This window comes from Idiomarina tyrosinivorans, assembly GCF_003987475.1.
In the GTDB taxonomy this organism is placed as follows: Bacteria; Pseudomonadota; Gammaproteobacteria; order Enterobacterales; family Alteromonadaceae; genus Idiomarina; species Idiomarina tyrosinivorans.
In genome coordinates this window covers 121,143-137,053 of record NZ_PIQH01000001.1, presented here as the reverse complement: position 1 = coordinate 137,053, position 15,911 = coordinate 121,143, and the positions used below count along the sequence as shown (strand labels likewise).

At 46.9% G+C, this 15,911-nt stretch carries 12 protein-coding genes, 1 tRNA gene and 1 pseudogene; 5 read left to right on the top strand and 9 right to left on the bottom strand.

What is annotated here, in order from left to right; all coding sequences use genetic code 11:
* The first annotated feature begins 15 nt into the window (after positions 1 to 15).
* Positions 16 to 1,182 (top strand): IS256 family transposase, encoded by a 1,167-nt coding sequence (locus CWI84_RS00675; protein WP_126840654.1) that lies wholly within the window; start codon positions 16 to 18, stop codon positions 1,180 to 1,182.
* 172 nt (positions 1,183 to 1,354) lie between these two features.
* Positions 1,355 to 2,815 carry a c-type cytochrome gene (locus CWI84_RS00670; RefSeq protein WP_126840653.1) on the top strand — a complete coding sequence of 487 codons (1,461 nt, stop codon included), beginning with the start codon at positions 1,355 to 1,357 and terminating at the stop codon, positions 2,813 to 2,815.
* A gap of 326 nt (positions 2,816 to 3,141) precedes the next feature.
* Here CWI84_RS00670 and CWI84_RS00665 read toward each other — a convergent pair whose 3' ends face one another.
* The 3 genes and pseudogenes from CWI84_RS00665 to CWI84_RS00655 form a co-directional block, all read right to left on the bottom strand.
* Complete coding sequence (locus tag CWI84_RS00665; protein WP_157980974.1) at positions 3,142 to 4,308, bottom strand: APC family permease; 1,167 nt, start codon at positions 4,306 to 4,308, stop codon at positions 3,142 to 3,144.
* Positions 4,309 to 4,475: 167 nt separating this feature from the next.
* Positions 4,476 to 4,916: a hypothetical protein gene (locus CWI84_RS00660; protein ID WP_126840651.1), complete on the bottom strand. Its 441-nt coding sequence runs from the start codon at positions 4,914 to 4,916 to the stop codon at positions 4,476 to 4,478.
* 56 nt (positions 4,917 to 4,972) lie between these two features.
* A pseudogene (locus CWI84_RS00655) lies at positions 4,973 to 5,125 on the bottom strand (YkvA family protein); the annotation flags it as partial.
* An 866-nt stretch (positions 5,126 to 5,991) separates the two neighbouring features.
* On the opposite strand from CWI84_RS00655, the gene CWI84_RS00645 reads away from it, so the two are divergent.
* Both CWI84_RS00645 and fabA read left to right on the top strand, forming a co-directional pair.
* A complete protein-coding gene (locus CWI84_RS00645) occupies positions 5,992 to 7,914 on the top strand; it encodes an AAA family ATPase (protein WP_126840648.1) in 1,923 nt (640 codons plus the stop codon).
* A gap of 81 nt (positions 7,915 to 7,995) precedes the next feature.
* Entirely contained in the window at positions 7,996 to 8,508 is a 513-nt protein-coding gene (gene fabA / locus CWI84_RS00640) for a 3-hydroxyacyl-[acyl-carrier-protein] dehydratase FabA (RefSeq protein WP_126840647.1), read from the top strand.
* A 55-nt stretch (positions 8,509 to 8,563) separates the two neighbouring features.
* Here the strand turns inward: fabA and rmf are convergent, their stop codons facing one another.
* The 5 genes from rmf to rlmKL form a co-directional block, all read right to left on the bottom strand.
* Positions 8,564 to 8,737 carry a ribosome modulation factor gene (gene rmf, locus CWI84_RS00635; RefSeq protein WP_126840646.1) on the bottom strand — a complete coding sequence of 58 codons (174 nt, stop codon included), beginning with the start codon at positions 8,735 to 8,737 and terminating at the stop codon, positions 8,564 to 8,566.
* A 196-nt stretch (positions 8,738 to 8,933) separates the two neighbouring features.
* Positions 8,934 to 10,652 carry a DUF3466 family protein gene (locus CWI84_RS00630; RefSeq protein WP_126840645.1) on the bottom strand — a complete coding sequence of 573 codons (1,719 nt, stop codon included), beginning with the start codon at positions 10,650 to 10,652 and terminating at the stop codon, positions 8,934 to 8,936.
* A gap of 4 nt (positions 10,653 to 10,656) precedes the next feature.
* Positions 10,657 to 12,582 (bottom strand): ATP-binding cassette ATPase Uup, encoded by a 1,926-nt coding sequence (gene uup / locus CWI84_RS00625; RefSeq protein WP_126840644.1) that lies wholly within the window; start codon positions 12,580 to 12,582, stop codon positions 10,657 to 10,659.
* On the bottom strand, positions 12,579 to 12,815 hold the full coding sequence (locus CWI84_RS00620; protein WP_126840643.1) for a glutaredoxin family protein: 237 nt from the start codon (positions 12,813 to 12,815) through the stop codon (positions 12,579 to 12,581). The genes uup and CWI84_RS00620 overlap by 4 nt, the downstream gene beginning before the upstream one ends.
* Positions 12,816 to 14,939, bottom strand: a complete 2,124-nt coding sequence (rlmKL, locus tag CWI84_RS00615) for a bifunctional 23S rRNA (guanine(2069)-N(7))-methyltransferase RlmK/23S rRNA (guanine(2445)-N(2))-methyltransferase RlmL (protein WP_126840642.1) — start codon at positions 14,937 to 14,939, stop codon at positions 12,816 to 12,818.
* Between the two features lie 204 nt (positions 14,940 to 15,143).
* Between rlmKL and CWI84_RS00610 the strand changes: the two genes are divergently transcribed.
* Positions 15,144 to 15,220, top strand: a tRNA-Met gene (locus CWI84_RS00610).
* A gap of 96 nt (positions 15,221 to 15,316) precedes the next feature.
* On the opposite strand, the gene CWI84_RS00605 is transcribed toward CWI84_RS00610, so the two are convergent.
* On the bottom strand, positions 15,317 to 15,868 hold the full coding sequence (locus tag CWI84_RS00605; protein ID WP_126840641.1) for a cell division protein ZapC domain-containing protein: 552 nt from the start codon (positions 15,866 to 15,868) through the stop codon (positions 15,317 to 15,319).
* Between the last annotated feature and the right edge of the window lie 43 nt (positions 15,869 to 15,911).

The following is a 15,911-nucleotide window of genomic DNA, read 5'->3' as shown; positions in this document are numbered from 1 at the left end:
GAAAGAGGAACCACAATGACCTGCGATATACAGGATAGATCGATTGGCGATGTTTTGGAATTATTGATTGAACAAGGCTTAGATGGAACTGCTGAAGCCATTAGTATTTTGTTGAATGAAGCCATGCGCCTGGAGCGTGAGCGACATCTCGGCGCCGGCCCTTGGGAGCGCTCTGAAGAGCGCCAAGGGTATGCTAATGGCTACAAGAAGAAAGCACTTCAGAGTCGTTTTGGGAAGCTTGATTTAAACATTCCTCAAACGCGCGATACAGACTTTTACCCAAGCAGTTTAGAGCGCGGGCTACGCTCAGAGAAGGCACTTAAATTAGCGCTCGCTGAGATGTACGTACAGGGCGTTTCAACGCGTAAAGTTGCACGTGTCACTGAAGAGCTTTGCGGTTTTGAAATCAGCTCCACACAAGTGAGCCGTGCAGCCCATGAGCTTGATGTTCACTTACAGCAATGGCGCGAACGACCCCTTGGAAGCTTTCCTTATGTGGTGCTTGATGCCCGCTATGAAAAAGTCCGTCATGGTGGCTCAGTTATCGATTGCGCAGTACTCGTTGCGATGGGCGTGAATGAGTCGGGGCATCGAGAGCTTCTAGGGTGCTCAGTATCGCTCTCAGAGCAAGAAGTACATTGGCGTGATTTCCTTCTGAGCTTGAAAGACAGAGGCTTGCACGGTATGAAACTGTTTGTAAGCGACGCTCATGAGGGGCTCAAAGCTGCCCGCAAGAGCGTTTTTCCAAGTGTGCCTTGGCAGCGTTGCCAGTTCCACCTGCAGCAAAACGCACAGAGCTATGTACCGAAGCAAGCCATGAAGACGCAAGTGGCCGACGACATTCGTAGTGTGTTTGATGCCAAGACACCAGAGGAAGCAAAACGTCACATCGAGCTGCTGTGCAAGAAATATGAGCAAAGCGCACCGAAACTCGCAGCATGGGCAGAAACAGCGCTTCCTGAAGGCTTGGCAATATTAGCACTGCCAGCGGGTCATCGGCGTCGTTTAAGAACGACCAATGCGCTTGAACGCGTAAACAAAGAAATAAAGCGGCGAACACGTGTGGCAACATTGTTTCCGAATGAGGCGTCTTGCCTACGATTGGTGACCGCCGTGATTATGGAAATATCGGACGAATGGAGCTCCGGCAAAAAGTACCTGACCATGGACGGAGCTGAATAAGTGAAATCAATGGGTAAACTGGAAATTACAGACGAATTGTTGCTTTATCCTTTAGTGTGGCATATGCTTCTTGAGAGGCAGTACTCAGCTGAGAATCCTTTTTAATGGCGTCCTCTCGACTATATCATTCTTCCAAGTAGTAACCACGTTTGCATCATTAAGGAATAAAAAAATGTGCTACCAAAAACCGACTATTTTTTTGAAGCCGTTAGCCATTGCCATTCTGTTGGGTTTGCAGGCAAATGTAACGCATGCTGAGCAAGATAATAGTCAAAATTTCGACGACGGAGCGCAAGTTTATAAAAGTTATTGCGCAGCCTGTCATCAAATGGATGGATCAGGTGTTCCGGGTTCATTTCCTCCCCAAAAGGGTCATGCTGTCGAAATGTTTAATTTAGAAACAGGTATCACAGGAAGACAATATTTAGTAAAAGTTGTCAATTATGGATTGACTGGCTCGATTGAGGTAAATGGCATAGACTACAGTGGTAACATGCCGGCTTGGAAAGGAGCCTTAAGCGATCAACAAATTGCCGATGTGTTAAATTTTATTGTCACGTCGTTTGGAAATGATAATCAACTTCAAAAACCGTTCTTGCCGTATACTGCTAATGAAATCAACGCAATCGCAAACGAAGACATATCAGGAACTGATGTTTACAAGCTACGATTAAGCATGATAGGCCAGAAACCATCGATCTCCGCTAATAAAGTTCCTGATAACTCCTATGCACTAACGTTAGATGAAACGCTGCCATCCCCCATCTACGTAGCAGCTCAAAACAGTAGCCAAATAGAAAAACTCCCATCACTACAAGTATGGGAGGGGGTGAAAGGCGCACATTATGATGCTATCACGCCTGACGGAAGTCGTTTATTAGTCTCGGGTTTTAAAACAGGTCAAGTTTATATAATTGATACTGATTCTGGTAAGATCTTGGCAAATCTGGCAGCAGGAGACATAGCACAAGGTGTTAAAATTTCACCAAATGGAAAACTAGGATTTGCGGTTGTTCCTAAACAGCATTCTGTGACAGTGATTGATATGGAAAAAATGAAGGTCATAAAAAAGATAAAGGTTGGCAAGGAGCCTCACAACACAGTTTTCAACGCTGATGGGAGCAAAGCATTCGTTACTCTGCAGGGAGCCGGTGCTATTGCCGTCATTAATATGCAAAGCTTAATAAAAGAAAATGAGATATCGACACCTGGTATAAAAACACCGCATAACATTGACATAAGCCGAGATGATAAAAGGTTGTGGCTTAGAGATTTTACAGGAAAGGTTGGTGTATTAGATATCGCATCAGAGAAAGTGCTTAAAGTATTCAAAGTCGGTACAGGACATGGAGGGATTGACGTAATTCCAAATAGCCACTTAGTAGTCACTGGGGCAATTTCAGATTCTACTATATCGATAATTGATACAGACAAACTTAAACTGGTTCATACGATAGACGTTGGCGCGGGACCACATGGTGTGAGAGCAAGCGCTGATGGTCGATTTATTTTTGTATCAGTAACTGGCGAAAACAAGATCGCGATTATCGACAGCACAACCTTAACCGTAGTGCGAGAGCAGCCAATAAATGGTCGTTTCCCATTTTGGATAGCTGTGCAAGGAAACCCGTGATTTGAGGGGTTGGTGACGGCTCCCCACGAAAAAAATCCACAAGACCGATGAGTTTGGATCTGTCATATAATTGAAATTTCATCGATAAGATTGTGTTAGTTCAAAGGAAAGGTCAATTTGCCGACATTATTGCCAGGCTATCGCCTTACCGAACCGCACACATTAATCGTTTTGGTGACTATATACTCGATATGGATCGGCAAACGTTGCGACCCGATTATCACATCACAGCTTTATCTAAACCCAGAGAGAACTCAGGGAGTGAAGATATTAAGTTTGCAAGTGCCGACCGCAAAGAGCCCGTCGGTCGGCTATAAAAGCTCCAGTCAAGCGATGGCGGCTAAAAGCACGAGTCCGAAGCAACCCAAGATCCCAAGAATAGAGACCCACTTAGGTATGAACCGCTGTGCTGGAGGGACTTTCAATGCCGCGATATTGGTTATTCCGTAATATATCAATACCGTGAACGCACTCAATGTCCAAGCGGTTTTGACACCACCGAGCGTCGCAATCAATGACATTACAGCGAACGTTAACCATGTAGCAGCTGGTGCAGACTTATTGTCAGTACTCAACACCGCTATCCGATTAGGTAAGTCGCCTCGACGAGCCATGGCAAGAATAACCCGTGATACGCCTAGTATTAGATTTAAAACAACGCTGCTCATTGCGACCAAGCCTCCAATAATCACGACCCAGCGCCAATTTGGGTCAGCGATTAGGTGCGCGATATTGAAGTTACTTTGTTCAAAAGATGAGATCCCCCCCATATGCAAGATCGTCAGGCCAACCGAAATATAAATCGCACTAATAAAGGCAAGCGTAATAATCACGGCCTTGGGGATATTTTGACGAGGCGCTCTGATTTCCTCACCCATGGTCGCAATTCGCCCGTACCCTGTGAAAGCAACAAACATCAAAGCAGCCGCATGAAATAGTGATAGTGGTGACGATACGCTCACGACTATTTCTTGTGCGTCACGCTCGCTAAAGCCCGCAGCAATAAATGTTACTAAACCCAGCAAGCTTACTAAGACCAATAATGAATTGAGCCAGTTCGTCCGACGTACACCAGCTAACACAAGGACCGTGAACATGAGCAAAAGACCGACAGCGATAAAGTTAACGACCCAGAAGGGCACGCTGATACTTAGACTGATATACCAGGCAACCGCGAGCGCTGCGGTCGCTGCAGATGCGCTTTTAGCTACGACAAAAAGTATGCCGGCAATACGGCCACTTAACGGATTCAAGAACTGGTAGCCGTATTCGTACGTTCCACCGCTGACGGGGTGAGCAGCGGCAAGCTGTGCCGATGATAGACCGTTCATTAATGCCGTCGCCGCGGCTATTAAGATTGCGAACACTATACCTGAGCCAGCAATTTCAGCACTCAGTCCCACGCTTACATAGGCACCTGTACCAATGATTGAACCCAGCCCGATGACAAGTGCGCCAAATAAACCTGTTTCCCTTACTAACTTGTTCGACACGTCAGTAACTCCTATTTTTGCTTAAGTTCAAATAGCGATTGCTCATTCATATAGTTTTTTGCTTCTTCGAAGGCTTTCCATGCCTTCCTTTTATCAGCGCTGTCAAACACTTCTTTTACGCTTTTCCAAGTGTCGTTGAGCGCACGTTCCGGGCTTAAAGGTCACAATTAGCGGCGACTGCGAATACTAAATAGCAGATGCAGCAGAAAGGCCAGAGTAAAAGCAAGCCCCAAAGCGGTATGGGCTAGGGCAGTCCAGAGTTGCATATCTAACTGACTTAAATAATAAAGCCCAACGCCAGTCACTGCCATAACAACCAAACTTATTGCGCAGAAGGTTCCACTCCCGCGATGCTGTTGCTTACGCCAGCCCAACTTCATATGAACTTGCCACAATGCGCCCATCAATATCAGTGAAATAATGGACGCTAAAACATGAAAGCTAACAGTCCATAATCGCTGGCTTCCAGATAATCGCCAATCTACCGCCATTTGTAACTTGAATTCGAGCAAGGTAGGAATCATTAAACAGCCGCTTACCACCGAAATCATAATCACTGCCAGTAGCATGGAATAGAAAATGTTGGAGTAGCCTTTCAAACGTCTCATGTTAATTGACTAATTGTCCTTTAAGTTCGTTCACTACGTCGGCGCGAGTCATCTCCATCATCTAGCAAGCCAAGCACTGGAATAACATCGGGAATCAAATCAATGGGACTCAGTGAATAACCGACAATCAAAGCAATAAGACATTTTGTCACTATTGGCGTTCGCGGATCACGAGCGGCAAAGTAGAGCGCCACGAGCTGTGTTTTCATCTTACGAGCAATTTGTTTTAGCTGAGTGAACACAGACGCACGTCCTTAAAATCTGAGAGGATTAACTGTGGTAATGAACATTATAGCGACAGAGCAGACGATTTTGGAGGCAACACTTACTAACTGGCTTAACCATATATATTATTAATTTAACATAATATACATTATGCGCAATTAAGGATTTAACCAAAATGCTACTCAATAAGCAGACGCTTGCGCTAACGCGTCGCTACGTAAAATCTGACCGCGTTTGTGGCCTAGGCTGCTCCTGAATTTACGTAGCACGCGCTTATACTTTTCCAACATCCGCCGATATGATACTGAGTTAGCCTGGACTCGTTCACGCTTTACAACAGATGCTGATGGCGAAGGACGCTATATCGATGGTGCGTTACCGATGGTCGCCAGTATTGGCGCTAACTGGAATATATCCTCTGCGCTGAGTACTAGCTTGAGACTAAGACATTTTGGCGAGCGAACATTAGACAGTTTTAATGACATGACATCGAATGATTTTACGGTAGTCAACTGGGGATCGTCTTATAAAATCGGACAGTGGCAATTTCAGTTAGATGCGCTTAACCTGTTTAACAGTAATGACCATGACATCGATTATTACTACGCATCAAGACTCGCCGGAGAGCCCGCATCGGGCATTGAAGATGTACACTTCCACCCTATTGAGCCGAGAACACTGAGGTTTGCCGTTAGATTCGCATTCTAAGAATCCGACCATAACGGTACCAGCCGTTATCCAGTATTTACGTAAGTATAAGCAGTTTTAATGATTTGCTCGCTGTCGACAGCACGCTTATCAAAGAAAGCTGGTATCATTTGCATTAAATACTGGATAACAAGGATTACGCATGCCGTTACCTTCTGAAAAACTGTCACCTCCCGTCAGTTTTTGGATGCAGCAAATGCCAGAAAAACTGACTGAGGAACCACTAGCCGGTCAACAACGGGCATTACATGCCGTTACCGATGCTTTGGCCCAGCAAAGCCGTTTTTCTCATGGTTTTCTACTATTTCCGCATAACGCATTGAAACTGCCATGGCTTCAGGCAACATTTGGTAAAGTCAGTTGGCAGCATGCTAAATTCTACGACTGGCTATACTTCACTAACCCCAGTGATCCTTTACGCCCGTTGTGCGTGAATGTGCCAAGTGGCAGCGCGGACGCGGCGATTACCAAACTAGTTGAATACCTACAGCAGCCCATTGAGCAACGTGTCGATCCACTTAAGGTTTTTGCGGATTTTTCCACCGAAAGTTTCATGGACTATTGCCATCGAATCAAACAAAGTGAACTGACTGACTTTGAAGATCAACCACTCGCGAGCATTATCGTTCAACAGCAACACCCAGAACCCTTTATTTATTGTGATCGGGTGACAGAAGCTTCGCTGTTTGGGCAGCTAGGTCTGCAATCTATCGAAGGCACAGTTCGCGCTGATCTGCAACTGATCGAACCTGGCGCTTTGTTGCGCGCAAACGGCGGTGTGCTGGTTATCGATGCAGTCAGTTTATTAGACCAACCGAACCTCTGGAGCCGACTCAAGCATAGCCTCGCCAACAATCGCTTCGACTGGCCACAACCACAGCCGGAACAAGGCCCAGCGTATTTTTATCGGCCCCAAGCCGTACCACTGTCAATCAAAGTTTTCCTTGCTGGCGGGCGCAATGAACTGGCGCAACTTCGCGAATATGATCCTGACTTTTTTGACCATTTTGCGTTTTTAGCGGATTACTCGGCGTACTACCCCATTCAACAATATGGTGTCGCACCCTACTTCGGTTACCTACATTGGTTGTGGCAATATGCCGATGTTTTGCCATTAACGGAGAGTGGCTATCAACAGTGGTTGAAATTCAGTTTTCGCCTCGCAGAATTCGAGAACGAGCTCAGCCTTGCCAGCGTCACCTTACTACAGTATTTGCAAGAGGCGCATCAACAAGCTAGGGCTAATGGTCGCTCGCAAATTGATGCGGAAGCAATGGTCGCAGCCGAGAAGCGCCGCATTGAGCGCGAAGGTTTGCTCGCCGATTTCAGTCGGCGTGCTATTTTGCAGCACCAAGTGTTAATTGAGACCGAAGGTAAGAAAGTCGGCCAAGTGAATGGTTTGACGGTGGTTTCCACAGGCGGTGTCGAATTTGGTGAACCGTCTCGAATCACTGCAACCGTGCACTTTGGCGACGGTGATATTATTGATATCGAACGCAAAGCTGACTTATCGGGCAACATTCACACCAAAGGTGTAATGATTTTAAGCGCCTACCTAGCAAACCAGTTTGCACGCCACCAACCCATGAACGTATCAGCAACGGTGGTTTTTGAGCAGTCCTACCATGAAGTTGATGGCGATAGCGCCTCTATGGGCGAGTTATGCTGCCTGTTGTCAGCACTGGCAGAAGTTCCTTTGCAGCAAGCGTTAGCAGTAACCGGAGCGGTAGATCAATTTGGTCAAGTTCAGGCTATCGGTGCGGTAAACGATAAAATTGAAGGGTACTTTGAGTTGTGTAAGCAGCGCGGCTTGAATGGCGAGCATGGCGTGATCATTCCTCAGGCCAACGTTGGCCAGTTATGTCTCAATGACGATGTGCAACAAGCGGTATCTGCAGGGTTATTCACGATTCACGCGGTAGAAACCGTTGAACAAGCGATTAGCCTTTTAGCCCAGCAGTCCAGCCGCGATATATACCGCGTTATTCGGCAACAGAGTCACGGTGATGACGAGCACCAGCACTGGCTATCGAGGATCTTTCGAAAAAGTTATTCAAATAACTGACTTGTCGGAGTTGTTTAGCGTACAACTGTTCGCTAAGCTAGCGACCTTTGATGACTTACAATGCAAAGTAATAAGGTCGATATGAAACAATCTAGTTTTACCCGTGAGGATTTACTTGCCTGCAGTCGCGGCGAAATGTTTGGTCCAGGTAACAGCCGTTTGCCTGCACCTGATATGTTAATGATGGATCGCATCGTAGAGATCTGCGACGAAGGTGGTGAGTACGGCAAAGGCCGCATCCATGCAGAACTTGATATTCATCCTGACCTTTGGTTCTTCGATTGCCACTTTATTGGCGATCCAGTTATGCCCGGTTGCTTGGGCTTAGATGCAATGTGGCAGTTGGTTGGATTCTTCCTAGGTTGGCAAGGTGGCCCAGGCAAAGGCCGAGCACTCGGCGTTGGTGAAGTGAAATTCACTGGTCAAATTCTACCGAACGCTAAAAAAGTGACCTACCACATTGATATGAAGCGTGTGATCAAACGCAAGCTGTTCATGGGCGTAGGTGATGGTCGCGTTGAAGTCGACGGCAAAACTATCTATACCGCAAAAGACTTAAAAGTCGGCTTATTCACTGATACCTCGAATTTCTGATCTAAAAAGGCCGGAGTCACATGACCCCGGCCTTCTCCAACTCGCACACGACAATCTAACGGAATAACCCTGTATTTCGTGCCTCAATAGCATCTCGCCAGCCACCTAGCCAATGCGATCGTATATCTTGTGATTGATAAGGACATTGTTCTTTTGAGCGACCGGAAATGCCAGCTTTAAACCCCTGTGTATGGGCACGTTCAAGGCGATCACGTTTTTGTCTCTTCATTATGCTTTCCTCGTCCTGTTGTTCCAGTTTATCTAACCATGGAGTCTCCCGACGAAAGGAGGACTCTCTTAAATAGATAGCTTTTTTTACGACGAGTTCAATGCATAAAAAAGCACAGTTTCGTTGACAAAAAGTAACAACTTGAAACTGTGCTTATTTTTTTAAAATTTTTAATAGACCATTGCGGTCTTAAAATTTAGCGTTTGCGCCCAAGAGTTATAAATACTCCCAAAGCCAGCAATCCCGCTAGGTGGAACCAGCCGAGTGATGCCCCTTGACGCTCAACTTTGTTCTCTTCAACGGAGCAGTCGTTCAACTCGCCATCTTTTGGGGTGAGTTTAACGCTTCGTGCGACTGTGCGCTCTTGTTCGTTGCCATCGCCGTCAACATAGGTTTCTGAAATCAATGCCGTCGCAATGATTTCACCGTTATCGTTAATATCATTTGCTTCAACGATAAAGTAATCACTGTCGCAACTAATCGCATCGTTTAAATCAATAAACTTCGGCGCGTCTGCTGAGAGATCAACCATAAACCCAGCTCTGCGACGAGTGTCGCTGAAGGTCCCCTCAATTTCGCCGGTACCAACAACCACGTTGTTATTGTTAATGGCCATAGGCACGGTCGATGACCCGGTGAAAAAGCCATCCAGCTCTTTCAACTGACCTGCATCAACGTCATAGACAAAGCCTTTGTTACGCAGTGCCGCAGCGCGCGTTTCCGTTAAGTACCCAATAGCTAAGTTGTTGTCATTGATATCGGTCGCTGCACCCCAGAGCCAATTCTTATCTTCAGTCACTGGTAAAGCCTCGCCATCGATGAAAATGGCTGGCATGCGGATGCGATTCCCTACCGTACGGTCATTTTCATAGTACGTCCAACTTTGTCCTACTGCGATGCCCGCGTTATTCACCGCTAACGCGTAACTTGAAAAATCGCGTGTATCTTCTTCTGTTTCACGATCGGTCAAAGTGCCTAATTCTGTACTTGAAATAACTTGTCCATCGGCATCTAACTGCCACAAATAACCGCGAATGTCATAAATCGAACGGTTTGCTCGAATAGGACTTGCGCTGTAAATATTGGGTCGTGGATTGGCTCGAGCATGCGAGATGTCATACCACGCCGCCCACATGCAGGACATCGCCGTTTGGCTAGCTTCTCGTTGCTCTGGATCGTTACACTTATCGGCTACTGTTTGCGCTTCTGGACTCACACCAATACTCGCGTACCCGGCTGCTAAACCGCTGTCGTTAATATCTAAAATCGCAGATTCACCGCCTAAATAGCTTGTTTCAGGCGGATTAATTTGGGTTGTCGTACCGTTCCGGAACCAGATCCCTCGGCTGATAAAGTCACGCTGATATAACTGGATAGTTACCGTTTCATCATCAGCCGTCGTATAGGTATGGTCTATTGGATAATAAGGCGCACTACCGTAACCCACAGCTTCATTATTATTGTTTATTTCTAATAAGAAGTTATTAACACTTGCAGGCAACGCACCAGCCTCTGACGAGGCGAAAAAGTTGTTGTATTGCCACTGTCCATCATAGAGAAGGCCTCTATTTAAGCCAACCCGGAACGCACGTTGATTATTGTTCTGTTCGTTTGCCAAATTACGAATCAGATAGTCATATTCTTCGGGTGTTAGCGATTCAATCTCTTCAGCACTTGTATAGCCCAAATTAACTAACAGGCTTGTAGGTACTTTGGTCAAATCAATATTGACTTGCTCTGGAAAATATCCGGTGGCCAACATCAAGCCTTGATTATTAATACTTTCTGCGTAAGCCCCTCTAACATTAGCGGGTTTGCCTAAATCCTGAACTGTGAAGGTGTCTGCGTGCGCAACGGTTGTGGTTGCAGCAATAACAGCACTCGCGATAGCGCCGTAAGACCAATGCTTTATCATGCGATTAACTACTCTCTTGTGCTAGTTTTTCAAGTTCATCCCAACGTTCTAGAGCGCTCATAAGTTGCGCTTCTATTTCAGCGATATCGTTGAGTACCGGTTCTGTTTTTTCGTGCGGCTGGCTAAAAAAGTCAGGCTCATTCATCACCGCTTGCAGCTCTGCTAACTGCTGCTCCAATTCATCTATCTGCTGAGGGAGTAATTCCAGCTCCCTTTTCAACTTGTAGGATAACTTTTTCGACGGTTGAGCTGAACCTTTTCTCGCCGTTGATTTTTTTTCTTTCTGCGGCTCTGACTGTGCAGCACCTATTTTGGTTCCCTGGCTGGGCTCGCGTTCTGTTAAATAATGGCTGAGCTCGGTAAACCCCCCGATGATCTCAGTCACTTTACCCTCGCCTTCAAAATACAGCACACTGGTCGCGGTATTATCCACGAATTCCCTATCGTGACTGACCAAAATGACAGTGCCCTGGTATTCAGCAAGAATTTGCTCAAGCAATTCAAGGGTTTCAATGTCTAGATCATTAGTCGGTTCATCCAGCACCAAAACGTTGCTGGGTTTAAGCAGAATCTTTGCGAGCAAAGCGCGATTTCGTTCTCCGCCCGACAGCGCTCTGACCGGAGTACGCGACTGCGCAGGGCTGAATAAAAAGTCTTGCAGGTAGCTCAATATGTGTCGGCTTCGGCCTTGAAATTGAATGTCCTGCTTCCCATCACCCACGTTATCCATGACGGTCTTTTGTGGGTCAAGTTGGTCTCGGTGTTGGTCAAAGTAAGCGACTTCCAGATTAGTCCCAAGTTTCACCTGCCCTGAATCGACAGCTTGCTCACCCAAAATCACCCGAATAAGGGTACTTTTACCAACGCCGTTAGGGCCAACCAAAGCAATTTTGTCACCGCGTTGCAGGTTGAGTGAAAAGTCTTGCAAAATGGTTTTGTCATCAAACGCCAAATGTAAGCCTTCGCCCTCGAACACACGTTTACCAGAACGCCCTGCTTCGTTGGCTTGCATTTTTGCGTTGCCTTGCAGTTCTCTGCGCTGTTTACGTTCGTTACGTAAAGCTTTTAACGCCCGTACACGGCCTTCATTGCGAGTCCGACGCGCTTTAATCCCTTGACGAATCCAGGCTTCTTCTTCGGCAAGTTTTTTATCGAACTCAGCGCGTTGATTAGCTTCGACATCGAGCGCTTCTGCCTTTTTGCTCAAGTAACGATCGTAATCGCCGGGAAAGCTACTTAAGTGTCCACGGTCTAAATCGACAATGCGTGTCGCTAAAGCACGAATAAATGCCCTATCGTGACTAATAAACACAATCGCGCCTGTGAACTCTTTTAATTGTTGCTCAAGCCATTTCACCATCTCAATATCAAGGTGGTTAGTTGGCTCATCGAGTAACAAAATATCGGGATTGACCACCAGCGCGCGAGCCAACGCTACGCGACGCAACCAGCCCCCTGACAAGGTATTCATCACTTGGTTGGGTTGCAGGTTTAAGCGGCTCAACACGCTCTCGATGCGGCTGCTGTATTGCCAGCCGTCTGCTGCATCAATCGCGGTTTGTAGTTGATCAAGACGCTTTAAAGCGTGCTCGCTGGCATCTTCGGCAATCTGCGCCGACAGTTGATTGTACTCGTCTAACAGCGCCCCAACGTCGGCCAAGGCGTCGGCGACATAGTGGTACACGGTATCGTCACTCTGTGCCGGCGGATCCTGCGGTAACCGCGTAATAACGGTTTCACCGACCGCCTGAACGGTGCCAGAATCCAACAGGATTTCCCCGGCAATGACCTTCATCAGGGTTGATTTTCCCGCACCATTACGGCCAACCAAACAGACTCGTTCACCCGCATCAACGGTCAATTGCACTTGGTCTAACAGAACTTGAGTACCGTAACTCAGCTCAGCGTCTTGAATACGCAATAAATTCATACTTGTAAAAACTCGCCTAACTGCTCTGCGAAGGGCCAGCGCAACTCACTGTCATCGCTAGCGCGAACCAAAACCGGTACCAACCAAGCATATTCTTCCTGTAACTCCGGTTGCTCAGCAATATCTACCACATGTAATCGAATAGGCTCCTCAAGCGGCTGTTGGTTAATCAGCTTTAACGCCTCGGTACATAGCGGACACTGTTGCTTGGTTAGCAAGTAAAAATCCTGCACTTACTGCTCCCGAGTAATAATGTAGTAATGGTGAATGCCCTTATGGCGGGCAAAATCTGGTGGAATTGATGCTTGCGTTTTATCCATCACTTCCAGCCCTAAACCTTTGAGCGCCTGCTCGTCCAGCTTGAATTTCTTACGATTATTGGAGAACAAAATCACCCCTTCTGGGTCAAGCCAACGCAAACAGTGTTTTAGCAAGAATACATGGTCACGCTGCACATCAAGGGTATTATCCATCCGTTTAGAGTTACTAAACGTCGGTGGATCTAAGAAGATCACATCGAATTCTTCCGTGGCTGGTCGTTGCAGCCAGTCAATACAATCCGCTTGAATAAACTCGGCATCCACCTTTTGTAAGCGGTTTAAGCTAAAGTTGCGTTTACCCCAACTTAGATAGGTCTTCGACATATCCACCGACACCACGCGCTCAGCCCCGCCCAGCGCAGCATGTACAGATGCGGTGCAAGTGTAAGCAAACAAGTTTAATACCCGTAACCCGTCACACTGCTGTTGCAACGTCTTACGCACCCAGCGATGGTCAAGAAATAACCCCGTATCCAGATAATCGGTTAAATTCACTTCAAAGGTTGCGCCATATTCATGAATTTTGCAGACCACGGATTCTTGCCGCTGATTGCGTTGATATTGCTTACTGCCTTGTTGCCGTTGGCGCTTTTTCAAAATGATATTTTGTGGCGCTACATCGAGCGCTTCTGGCAAGGCTTCTATCATCTGCCAAAGTCTATCGCTGGCTACGGCATCTGGTATGGCTTTTGGTGCCGCATACTCTTGTACGACCAGGTAATCTTGGTAAAAATCAATCGCGGCATTGTAATCTGGCAGATCAGCATCATAGACGCGCCATGCATCCAAGCCTTCACCGCGCGCCCACTTGCTGAGTTTCTTGTGATTTTTCTTAATCCTATTAGAAAAGTCATCTGATTGACTTTCTGTAAACTCTGGATGCTCTTGAGTTAAGTCGTAACGAGCCAAAGTGACACTCAATGCGCCATTAAATAGCGGATATTTCTTATCGCTGCGCAATTTTAACCGTTTCAATAAGCTGTCATCGCCGGCCAAAATCCCAACATGCCAACCACTGAAATGCTCGCGCAACTGGCGTCCAAAGCGTCGATACAACAGCAAGGTTTCGACTTCTTCGCCCAAACGTTCGCCATAAGGTGGGTTAGTCACTAACAAACCCTGTTCAGCGGGGGCATTTACCGCCGTAGCATCTACGGTTTGCCAGCTGAACCATTGCGCCAATTGCATACGTTCAGCGTTTTCGCGAGCTATTTTCACCAGCATAGGATCGCTATCAGATCCATAAAAATGTCCGCTAAAACGCTCTCTGCCAGCCTCCATACGAGTTTTCGCCTCAGCCAACACGTCTTGCCACAGCGCCTGCCGATGACCACGCCAAGCACGAAATCCCCAGTGATCGCGGTAAAGTCCTGGCGCTTGGTCTAATGCCATTAAGGCCGCTTCTATTAACAGCGTGCCAGACCCACAAAACGGATCGAAAACTATCGGTTCGTCACGCCTTAACTCGTCACTAATTCCAGCACGGTAAAGCACTGCTGCTGCTAGGTTTTCTCGCAATGGTGCGCCACCCTGGCGGAGACGGTAGCCGCGTTTGTGGAGCCCCTCGCCGCTTAAGTCTAACGACCAAGTTAAACGCTGCTTATGCAAGCGAACGGAAAATCGCAATTGCGGTTGTTCTCGAGTCACGCTTGGGCGCTCACCGGTTAGCTCACGAAAGCGATCAACAATGCCGTCCTTAACAAGTTGTGCGCCAAATTGGGTATGGCGAATATGATCGGAACTTCCAGAAAACTCGATGATGAAAGTATTTTCCACCGTCATTACATCTTCCCACGGAAAATCTTTAATGGCGGCACGGATACTATCACCGTTGTCGCACTCAGCCGCAGAGCCGAGCTCTAACAACACCCGGCTGGCCAATCGAGACCATAAGCATATTCGATAAGCATTGCGTAAATCGGTCTCTACATAACAACCGGCAACGGTTTGTTTTACAGACTCGAGGCCTAGCGTCTGGAGCTCGTCGAACAATAGCGGCTCTATTCCTTTCGCACAGGCAATAAAAAAGCGTGGCATAGTGATTCTTTTCTCTAAAAGCGTGGCAGCGATTATAACGAAGCCGCGGAGGAGTGTCTTGTAGAAGCGTAAAACAAGGTGTTTTTTTGCCCTTACTGCTGGTTTTTACAGCAATCAAATCGAATTTGGTGAATCCTTAACCAAATAGCAAAAAAGTCGCTTGCATAAGCGGAAGCATCAACGTAGACTGCGCTCTCAATCGGACGCGGGGTGGAGCAGTCTGGTAGCTCGTCGGGCTCATAACCCGAAGGTCGTCGGTTCAAATCCGGCCCCCGCAACCAATTCCGATGCAGCCTTTCTTAGCCTTTCGGCAAATAACTATCTTTAGCGAATCAATGAATCAAAATCAACAGCGACACTACGCCTGAATTCGGCGATTATGCGCTACGCTGATTCCAATCGGCCTTGGTGGTTTGTACCAATTCGATGGTTGCTGGAAGCAGTCGATCGTTGAGTATTTTAACGACGTGGAAACGTTGAAAGGTCTTGATATCCGACAGGGTCATACTATCACTTAGCAGCATCACAGTAGAAAACTCACCATCGTTATCAAGAATATAGAATAACCCCTGGGTAAAGCCCGAGTTAAGTTCACAAAGCTTACGCTGACTATTCCAAGAGGCCAGTTCGCCCTGTTGAAAGTGCCAACTCTGTGGCATTTGCGGACGTCCGAAACGACACCAAGCCATAGCGTTCAGTGCCGCAGGCAGAAGATGTGGGCCTTGCAGTTCATCGAATTGTTGCAAGTCATCGAGCACTTTTTGGAATAAACTCGCATCGTCGATATCCAACGCTTGCTGGCTAAAATGGATATTGATCAGTTGGCTACTACGATATGGCACAGGGTGGCGAATACCATCGTCAATGACAACGTATAACTGCTTTCCCGCAGCATCATATTCCCATAACCAGTCGTTCGTTACCTGCACAAAATCGTCCTTTTGCGGTTATTCTTATAGTGTTCTAGCGCAA

Bases quoted from the DNA above. Each gene is read 5' to 3' on its own strand.
- CWI84_RS00675 (WP_126840654.1), top strand. From the start codon at position 16: ATGACCTGCGATATACAGGATAGATCGATTGGCGATGTTTTGGAATTA.
- CWI84_RS00670 (WP_126840653.1), top strand. From the start codon at position 1,355: ATGTGCTACCAAAAACCGACTATTTTTTTGAAGCCGTTAGCCATTGCC.
- CWI84_RS00660 (WP_126840651.1), bottom strand. From the start codon at position 4,916: ATGAGACGTTTGAAAGGCTACTCCAACATTTTCTATTCCATGCTACTG.
- CWI84_RS00645 (WP_126840648.1), top strand. From the start codon at position 5,992: ATGCCGTTACCTTCTGAAAAACTGTCACCTCCCGTCAGTTTTTGGATG.
- fabA (WP_126840647.1), top strand. From the start codon at position 7,996: ATGAAACAATCTAGTTTTACCCGTGAGGATTTACTTGCCTGCAGTCGC.
- rmf (WP_126840646.1), bottom strand. From the start codon at position 8,737: ATGAAGAGACAAAAACGTGATCGCCTTGAACGTGCCCATACACAGGGG.
- CWI84_RS00630 (WP_126840645.1), bottom strand. From the start codon at position 10,652: ATGATAAAGCATTGGTCTTACGGCGCTATCGCGAGTGCTGTTATTGCT.
- uup (WP_126840644.1), bottom strand. From the start codon at position 12,582: ATGAATTTATTGCGTATTCAAGACGCTGAGCTGAGTTACGGTACTCAA.
- rlmKL (WP_126840642.1), bottom strand. From the start codon at position 14,939: ATGCCACGCTTTTTTATTGCCTGTGCGAAAGGAATAGAGCCGCTATTG.